Origin of the sequence: Brevundimonas sp. (assembly GCF_016463485.1) — a bacterium.
In the GTDB taxonomy this organism is placed as follows: domain Bacteria; phylum Pseudomonadota; class Alphaproteobacteria; order Caulobacterales; family Caulobacteraceae; genus Brevundimonas.
This window is the reverse complement of record NZ_JAEMRD010000061.1, coordinates 9,730-18,331: the sequence shown is the minus strand read 5'-3', so window position 1 is coordinate 18,331 and position 8,602 is coordinate 9,730. Positions and strand designations below refer to the sequence as shown.

At 69.9% G+C, this 8,602-nt stretch carries 9 protein-coding genes; 8 read left to right on the top strand and 1 reads right to left on the bottom strand.

Features of this window, described 5'->3' with window-relative positions; genetic code table 11:
* The 4 genes from JHC99_RS10365 to JHC99_RS10350 all read left to right on the top strand — a co-directional run.
* The coding region (locus JHC99_RS10365; protein ID WP_366927779.1) for an EF-Tu/IF-2/RF-3 family GTPase at positions 1-648 on the top strand (648 nt) is incomplete at its 5' end.
* 117 nt (positions 649-765) lie between these two features.
* Positions 766-1,683 (top strand): hypothetical protein, encoded by a 918-nt coding sequence (locus tag JHC99_RS10360; protein WP_292153965.1) that lies wholly within the window; start codon positions 766-768, stop codon positions 1,681-1,683.
* Positions 1,684-1,776: 93 nt separating this feature from the next.
* On the top strand, positions 1,777-2,121 hold the full coding sequence (locus JHC99_RS10355; RefSeq protein ID WP_292153963.1) for a hypothetical protein: 345 nt from the start codon (positions 1,777-1,779) through the stop codon (positions 2,119-2,121).
* A 148-nt stretch (positions 2,122-2,269) separates the two neighbouring features.
* Entirely contained in the window at positions 2,270-3,517 is a 1,248-nt protein-coding gene (locus tag JHC99_RS10350) for a hypothetical protein (RefSeq protein ID WP_292153961.1), read from the top strand.
* Positions 3,518-3,521: 4 nt separating this feature from the next.
* Here JHC99_RS10350 and cysQ read toward each other — a convergent pair whose 3' ends face one another.
* Positions 3,522-4,316, bottom strand: a complete 795-nt coding sequence (cysQ, locus tag JHC99_RS10345; RefSeq protein WP_292153960.1) for a 3'(2'),5'-bisphosphate nucleotidase CysQ — start codon at positions 4,314-4,316, stop codon at positions 3,522-3,524.
* Between the two features lie 90 nt (positions 4,317-4,406).
* Here cysQ and chpT point away from each other — a divergent pair, with 90 nt between their 5' ends.
* From chpT to JHC99_RS10325, 4 genes are all read left to right on the top strand, one after another.
* On the top strand, positions 4,407-5,072 hold the full coding sequence (chpT, locus tag JHC99_RS10340) for a histidine phosphotransferase ChpT (protein WP_292153958.1): 666 nt from the start codon (positions 4,407-4,409) through the stop codon (positions 5,070-5,072).
* 95 nt (positions 5,073-5,167) lie between these two features.
* The gene (locus JHC99_RS10335; protein WP_292153956.1) at positions 5,168-5,539 is read left to right on the top strand and encodes a response regulator; all 372 of its coding nucleotides are present in this window, start codon (positions 5,168-5,170) and stop codon (positions 5,537-5,539) included.
* A 16-nt stretch (positions 5,540-5,555) separates the two neighbouring features.
* Positions 5,556-6,371 (top strand): CheR family methyltransferase, encoded by an 816-nt coding sequence (locus tag JHC99_RS10330; protein WP_292153954.1) that lies wholly within the window; start codon positions 5,556-5,558, stop codon positions 6,369-6,371.
* 81 nt (positions 6,372-6,452) lie between these two features.
* On the top strand, positions 6,453-8,602 hold a 2,150-nt coding region (locus JHC99_RS10325), incomplete at its 3' end, for a glycoside hydrolase family 95 protein (RefSeq protein ID WP_292153953.1).

The window sequence follows — 8,602 nt, the reverse complement described above, 5'->3', positions numbered from 1 at the left end:
ATCGCCATGTTCCGCATGGCGTCGGGATCGTTCAAGCGCGGCATGAAGCTGAAGGTGCAGAACACCGGCAAGTCGCTGAGCGTCAACGCCCCCATCATGTTCTTCGCCTCGGACCGCGAACTGGCCGAGGACGCCTATGCCGGCGACGTCATCGGCATCCCCAACCACGGCGTCCTGCGCGTCGGCGACAGCCTGTCCGAGAGCGGCCTGATCCGCTTCGCCGGCCTGCCCAACTTCGCCCCGGAAATCCTCCAGCGTGTCCGGGTCAAGGATCCGCTCAAGGCCAAGCATCTGAAGAAGGCGCTCGACGGCCTGGCCGAGGAAGGCGTCACCCAGCTGTTCCGCCCCGAGATCGGCGCGGACTTCATCGTCGGCGCCGTGGGCCAGCTGCAGTTCGAGGTCATGGCCGACCGGCTGGGCGAGGAGTACGGGCTGGAGGTCATCTTCGAACACAGCCCCTATGCGGAAGCGCGCTGGATCGACGGCACGACCGCCGACGTCGAGGACTTCATGTCCAAATACCGCCCCCAGATCGCCCGCGACCTGGACCAGGCCCCCGTGTTTCTGGCCAAGTCGAGCTGGGAGACTGGATACGTCATGGAACGGTTCCCCAAGGTGGCCTTCACCAAGACGAAGGAACGGGGCTAAAGGCAGCGACATCTTTGCTGCGGCGCAGCAAAAACTGGGGCAATGTCCAGGTATGACGGGAACGCACATGCATATCCTGACATTCTTCTGACCCATAACCCTGTTTCGCTGGTCCTCATGACCCTGCCCAACGACATGATCATGCCGTCTTCCCGCGTGTGGATCGCGGCCCTGGCTCTGACCACGAGCCTGGCTGGCGCATCCTCGGCCATTTCCCAGACGCCCCCCCAGACGGAGGCCCAGATCCGGGCGCGCGCGGCGACCTCGGCGCTGAACGGGGGGCCGGCGGAGAGTACCTTGAGGCCGCGCGTCAATGCCCAGCCGCCGCTGTCGGACCAGGAACTGCCCCGGCCGGTGCGGCCGGTCACGCCGCCGATGAGCCAGGCGACAGTGCGCACGCCGCCGGCCTCGACCGCGACCCCGCCACGCACGACGGCGACCCGGACCCCGGCCCGGCCCGCGCCGCCCCAGGCGCGGGCGCAGGCGCCGGCGGCGACCGCGCCCGCGACGCGCGGCTCCTCCGCCCCGCCTTCCGCCGGGACGACGGCCCAGACGCGGGCGAATGCGAGCACCCGGCCCGCGACCTCGACCCCGAACCGGCGCCCCGCCGATCCGGAACCCGAAATCCTGGCCGCCGAGAACGGCGTGACCCTGGCCCCCGGCGAGACCGCACCGCCGCCCATCTCCATGTCCCTGGGCTATTATGTGAAGGGCGACCTAGACTGCGGACAGGTGGTCGCCGGACAGGGACAGATCGCCTGGTTCACCCCGACGGCCTTCACCCTCGATTTCGGCGGCTGCGATCCGGGGGAGTTCCAGCTGACGGGGCCCAACATCTGGCGCGAGGAGCAGAAATGCCTGACCGAGCTGGGCAATGACGCCGGCTCCTATACGGTCACATACGAGATCGTGGGGACCGACACCCTCAAGCGGGACACCGTGCTGGACATCGACGGCAGCACCGAGTCCGACGTCTGGCATTTCTGCCGCCCCGAGACGGTGCCGTCGACGGCCCGGTTCACGCCCCGGACCTGATCCGAAAGCCACCTCGCGACGGCGTGTCTTCCTTCCGCCGCCACGACGTGATTGTCTGAGGACTTGCGGCGCATGAGGCGTCGTGGAGGCTGAATGCTCGCCATCCTGTTTGCCTTGACCACCCCGATTGCCGGCCAGGACGCACCCCGGCCGGCGCTGTTTTCCTATGAGGAGACGGTGCGCTGCGCCGGTCTGGCCCAGGCCGCGTCGGAACTCGAAGGCGGCGAGAGCGCGAACGGCCAGGCCCTGTTCGATGCGGCCCTGTACTGGTCGCTGGCCGCCACCCAGGCGGCATCGGCGGCCGGAAAGCCGGCTGCGGCGGCCGATACGGACCAGACCCGCGCCCGCATCCTGGCCGTCCAGCAGTTGAACGCCGCCAATGCCCAGGCGCGCGCCGAGCTGGAACGCTGCCGCGCGAGGACCCCCGATCTCGGCTGAGCCGACATCACCCGACGCCTCGCGACCCGCCGGACGGCGCGGCGCGACCCTGCCGTCTGCTCCCAACCTTTCTTCCGGCCCTGCGTTTGCGTGGAAGGGCTCGGGATCGCGATCGCGGTCCCGAACCGGGACGAGCTTGGCAAGACGCATGTTCGAATTCAGCCGCGATCTGAGAAAACTGTTCGCCCAGGCGCGCGAAAGCGAGGACCTGAGCTGGCTGGAGCTGATCGGCGTCGACCTGCTGGCCTCTGAAGCGCGCGGACAATGCACCGACGCGGGACGGGTGTCCTGCGCCAAGCCTCACCTGGCCTGGCTGCGCGGGGCGGCCCTGTGGCGCGAGCACGCAAGGCGCAGCGGCGCGGCCGACAGTGTCACGCGCGCCCTGGGTGCCGCAATCGACGCGGCTCGCTCAGCCAAGTCTATCGACGAGATCGCGCGCGCGGGGGTCGAGCGGGCCAATGTCCTGTTGCTGCGTTTCGACCTGTCGGGCGGCCGCGATGTGCTGGACCAGGCGGCGGAAGCCGTGCCGGGGGCCTCGGCGGTCAAGCCGGCGACCACGGCGCTGATTTCGGCCGTCCACGCCCGGATCCGGTCACGACTGGCCCGGTTCGACAGCGACGCGACCGCCTTGATGCAGGCCGCCGCCCTGCTGGACGCCGCCATCCACCAGATGGAGCGGACCCGCGCCGGCAACACCGACGACATCCGCATGGACCGCGCCGCCCTGGCGCTCGAGGCCGGGGTGACCCGACGCGATCCGCATCTGCTGGATCAGGCGGGGCGGGAGCTGTTGCGGCTGGTCGAGGGTGCCTCGCCCGATTACCGGCCCCTGACCCGGGCTCGCGCCCTGACCCTGTGTGGGGCGGGGCTGTCGGCCCTGGCGGCTCTGGCCGGGGACGAGGCCGCGCGCGAGCAGGGCCGGATCATGTTCGAGGCCGCAGCCGACCAGTTCACCCCCGATCACAGCCCGCTCGACTGGGCCACGGTCCAGATCGTGCGTGGGGGCCAGACCGGAGCTGTGTCGCTGGCCGCGCTGAGGCAGGCCGACGCCCTGACGGCCGGTCAGGGGCTGGTGCTCGGCGCCATGGCCCGCGACATGCTGATTGAGGGCGAGGTCGCCGCCGCCGCCTCCATCGGCGACCTGCCACGCCTGACCACGGCCGAGGGCGCGGTGCGGCGTCGCCTGTCGGATACGCCTGCGTCGGATCTCGACTGGGCGGTCGATCAGATCGCCATGGCCCGTATCGCCCAGGCCCGCGCCCTGCTGACCGGCGGCGACGCCAGCCTGACGGGCCTGGCACTGGTCGAGGCCGCCGAGGTGGCGCGTGAGCGCGGATTGCCCGCGCTGGCGGCGCGGGCCGATGCGATGATGAAGGCGCGGTCGGTCCGGGCCTGAGGCCCTACCCCCCCATCGCCACGAAGGCCCCATTCTTGAAGCCGGGCTTGCCGTACATCAGGGGTGAGCCGTCATCGACGACGACGCGGCCGCCGGCGGCCTCCAGCACCGTCTGGCCGGCCGCCGTGTCCCATTCCGAGGTCGGGCCGGTGCGGGGGTAGACGTCGAAGGAGCCCTCGGCGATCAGGCAGAATTTGATCGACGAATCCATGCCCTGCCAGGCCTTGCAGCCGTGTCGCGCCGACAGCCGCTCAGCCTCGTCGTCGGTCATCGTGTAGCTGAGCAGGGCGGCGGGCCGGTCGGGGCGGTCGCGGACCTTGATGGGGCGCCAAGGCTCGCCGAACCGGCGCTTCCTCGCGCCGTCGGGGCCGGTGGACCAGGTCGTCTCGGTCGCGGGTGCGGAAACGACGGCGGCCACGCCGACGCCATCCTGGATCAGGGCGATGTTGACGGTGAAGCTTTCCTTGCCCGCGATGAAGCCCTTGGTGCCGTCCAGAGGGTCGATCAGCCAGAAGCGACCTTCCGCCGCATCGGGCACGCCGTCGGCGGCGGCCTGTTCCTCGGCCACCGTCTGGACGCCGGGATAGAGGGCCGCGAGGCGCGAAAGGATCAGGGCCTCGGCCTGCTGGTCCGCCAGGGTGACGGGACTGTCGTCGGACTTGACCTGAACGGCCGCGCCACTGCGCCAGTAAGGCAGGATCAGACGGGCGGCGTCCTCGGCGATGGCGGCGATGGCGTCGTGGAGGGCACCGGTCGCGAGGTCGCGCGCGACGGGGTCTTTGGTCACAGTCTTGGGCATGAGGCGGTGGATAGACGATCCGTGCGGTTTCGCGAACCGCCAAATCAGCCCAGCGTGCAGACCGCGCCCCAACGATCCCCAAGAGACCCGATGACCGACATTTCCCCGACCGTCCCCGCCACCGCAGAGGCGGGCAGCGCCGAGCTGGCGACCTATCTGGCGGCCAAGCTGTGCCACGACTTCATCAGCCCGGCCGGGGCGATCATGTCGGGGCTGGACCTGCTGAACGACCCGACGGCGCAGGACATGCGCGACGACGCTCTGGGCCTGATCACCGACAGCGCGACAAAGCTGGTGGCGCTGGTGCAGTTCTGTCGCGTCGCCTTCGGGGCGGCGACGACCAGCGAGCGGTTTACCGGCGAGGAGTTGCAGGGGCTGGTCGACGGCATGATCAAGGGCGGGCGGGCGACCCTGGACTGGCGGATCACCGAGCCGACGTTCGACAAGCCGGCGGCGCGGGCCCTGGTCAACCTGGCCTATCTGACGGCGGCGGCGCTTCCGACCGGGGGACAGGCCGTGGTGGCGAGCCGGCGCGAGGGGGATCGGCTGATCCTGACCGGCCTGGCCGAGGGGGCCCGCGCGCGGCTGAAACCCGAGGCGGCGACGGGGCTGGCAGGTCAGCGGCTCAGCGAGGGTCTGACGGGCCAGTGGATCCAGCCCTACTGGCTGTGGTTGACCGTACAGGAGGCGGGGGGACGGCTGACCGTCGCCACCGAGGAGGGCCGCGTGGCCATCGAGGCGCGAATGCCGGGCTGAGGTTGGGAAATTTCGCTTTCCCAACCCCTCGTTAACCGCACGGACGCGATGATAGCGGCCACGCGCGCGCCGGATTCGCCGCGCCGGAGACCGCTTTGGACGCCAGGACCTGCCTCATCGTCGACGACAGCCGGATCATCCGGAAGGTCGCGCGCCGCATCGTGGAAGGCCTCGGCTTCGAGGTCGACGAGGCGGCGGACGGCGCAGAGGCCCTGGCCTATTGCGCCTCGGTCATGCCCGACGTCATCCTGCTGGACTGGAACATGCCGGTCATGGACGGCCTGACCTTCCTGCGGCGGCTGCGCTCGCAAGCGGGCGGCGACACGCCCAAGGTCCTGTTCTGCACGATCGAGACCCGGCCCGACCGGATCGCCGAGGGCCTGGCGGCCGGCGCCGATGACTATGTGATGAAGCCATTCGACGGCGAGATCCTGCATTCCAAGCTTGCGGAGGTGGGGGCCGTCTGAGCCGCCAGAACGCCGCATGACCGAAGAGGATTTCGACCGCCTTCAGCAGCTCATGGCCTCCCGGGCCGGCTTTCGGCTGACCCGCGACCGGATTCATCTGGCCACCCACCGGCTGGGGCCCGTCGCCCGGCGCGAGGGGTTCGACAGTGTGGACGCCATGCTGGCCTCGCTGTGGGCCCGGCCGGTCGCGTCCCTGGGCTGGGCGATCATCGAGACCCTGCTGAACCCCGAGACCTGGTTCCGGCGGGACCGGGCACCGTTCGATACCTTTGCGCGCGAGCTGTTGCCCGCCATCGGACGGGTGCGTGAGGGCGGGCTGGTGCGGGTCTGGTCGGCGGGTTGCGGGACGGGTCAGGAAGCCTGGTCCCTGGCCATGGCGGCCGGAGACGCCGGGGCCCACGTCGAGATCATGGCCACCGACCTGTCGCAGCGGGCCATCGAACGGGCCGAGGCCGGCGCCTATACCACCTTCGAGATCCAGCGCGGCCTGTCGGCCCACACCATGCTGCGCTGGTTCGAGCCCGCCGACGAGCAGTGGGCGGTCAAGCCCGAGCTGCGCGACCGCATCGCCTTTTCCCGCGCCAACCTGCTGGACGAACCGGCCGCAGGGCCGCGTTTCGACGTCATCTTCTGCCGCCATGTGCTCAGCGACATGGAGCCGGCCCGGCGCGGCGGGGTGATCGAGGCGCTGGAGCGCAAGCTGGTCGACGACGGCTGTCTGTTCCTGGGCGTCGACGAGCGTCTGGACGGCGAGACGGTGGCGTTCCGGCCGGTGTCGGGGCGCCGCGGCCTGTTCGTGAAGGCTCCTTCGGCGTTGAGCCGGGCGGCCTGATCTCTCGCACTTCGCGCTAGGCGGACGGCCTGGCCCACATTAGTACGACAATTCAGTAGCGACTGGATTGGCAGGCTCATCATGTTCACACGGCGTGGAGCCATGGCGGTCGGTGCGGCAGCGGGCCTGACGGGGATGGAGCCGGTTCCCTCGTCGGCGGCGACCTCGCCGAGCCCTCCGACCCTCTGGTATCGGCAACCTGCGTCGGCCTGGACCGAGGCCCTGCCCATCGGCAACGGCCGGCTGGCGGCCATGGTTTTCGGCGGGGTGGCACGCGAACGGCTGCAGCTCAACGAAGACACCCTGTGGGGCGGCGGTCCCTACGACCCGGCCAACCCGAAGGCGCGCGAGGGCATTCCGCGGGTCCGCGCCCTGATCGAGGAGGCGCGGTGGGTCGAGGCGAGGGACTTTTCCACCGCCTCGATCATGGCCACACCGATCCGCCAGATGTCGTACAACGCCCTGGGCGACCTCTATCTGGATTTCGAGGCGACCGACGGCGCATCAATCTATCGGCGGGAACTGGACCTCGACGCGGCCTTGTCGTCGGTGCGGTTCGAGGCCGGGGGCGTGGCCCACGTTCGCCAGGCCTTCGTCACGGCCATCGACCAGGTCATCGCGGTGCGGCTGACGGCGGGCACGGGCGGCGTTTCCTTTTCCGCAGGCTTCGAGAACCCGCCGGGCGCAACGGCGGTTTCGCGCACCGAGGGGGCGGACACCCTGGTGTTCGCCGGCCGCAACATCTCGCAGCACGGCGTGGAGGGTGCCCTGCGTTACGAGACACGCCTGAAGATCATACCGACCGGCGGACGGACGGCGGTGCAGGATGGGCGATTGACGGTCATCGGGGCCGACCGTGTGGTTCTGCTGATCGCCGCCGCGACCAGCTATCGCAGCTTCCGCGACGTCTCGGGCGACCCGGCGGCCCGGACGCGCAAGGCCGTCACCGATGCCGCCGCCAGGGGTTGGGACGCCCTCCTGGCCGACCATCAGCGCGAGCACAGGCGACTGTTCCGCAAGGTGGCCTTCGACATTGGAACAACGCCCGCCGCCGACCGTCCGACCGACGAACGCGTCGCCACGTCCCAGACCTCGGACGACCCGGCCCTGGCCTCGCTGTATTTCCAGTACGGACGCTACCTGCTGATCTCGAGCTCGCGCGTCGGCACCCAGCCTGCCAATCTGCAAGGCGTCTGGAACGAGAACAATTCTCCGCCGTGGGGCGGGAAGTACACCATCAACATCAACACCGAGATGAACTACTGGCCCGCCGAGCCGACGGGACTGAGCGAATGCGTCGAGCCGCTCGTGGCCATGGTGAAGGATCTGGCCATCACAGGTGCCCGAACCGCGCGGGTGATGTACGGCGCGCGGGGCTGGGTCTGTCACCACAACACCGACCTGTGGCGGGCCACGGCGCCGATCGACGGGTCGCAATACGGCGTCTGGCCGACGGGCGGGGCCTGGTTGTGCAAACACCTGTGGGACCGGTGGGACTATGGCCGCGACGACGCCTATCTGGCCGCCGTCTATCCGGTGCTGAGGGGGGCGTGCCTGTTCTTCCTCGACACGCTTCAGGTCGAAAAGGGCACCAACTTCCTGATCGTCTCGCCGTCGATCTCGCCCGAAAACATTCATCCCGGCGGGACGTCCCTGTGCGCCGGGCCGACCATGGATCAGCAGATCCTGCGTGATCTGTTCGGCAATACGATCAGGGCGGCCGAGAGGCTGGGGCTCGACCCCGCCCTGCGCGCCGAGATCGCAGAGGCGCGCGCGCGGCTGGCACCGAACGAGGTCGGACCGACCGGCCTGCTCAAGGAATGGCGCGAGGACTGGGACGCCACGGCTCCGGAGCAGACCCATCGTCACGTCAGCCATCTGTACGGCGTCTACCCGTCAGACCAGATCACGACGCGCGGCACGCCGGCACTGGCCTTGGCGGCCAAGGCCAGCCTGGCGGTGCGGGGCGACATCTCGACCGGCTGGGCCATCGCCTGGCGGCTGAACCTGTGGGCCCGCCTGGGTGACGGGGACCGGGCGCACCGCATCCTGACGCATCTGATGAGCCCCGACCGGACCTATCCGAACCTGTTCGACGCCCACCCCCCGTTCCAGATCGACGGCAATTTCGGCGGCGTCTCCGGCATGACCGAGATGCTGATGCAGGACCATTCCGGCGAGATTGCCCTGCTGCCCGCCCTGCCCGCCGCCTGGCCGTCCGGGTCGATCAC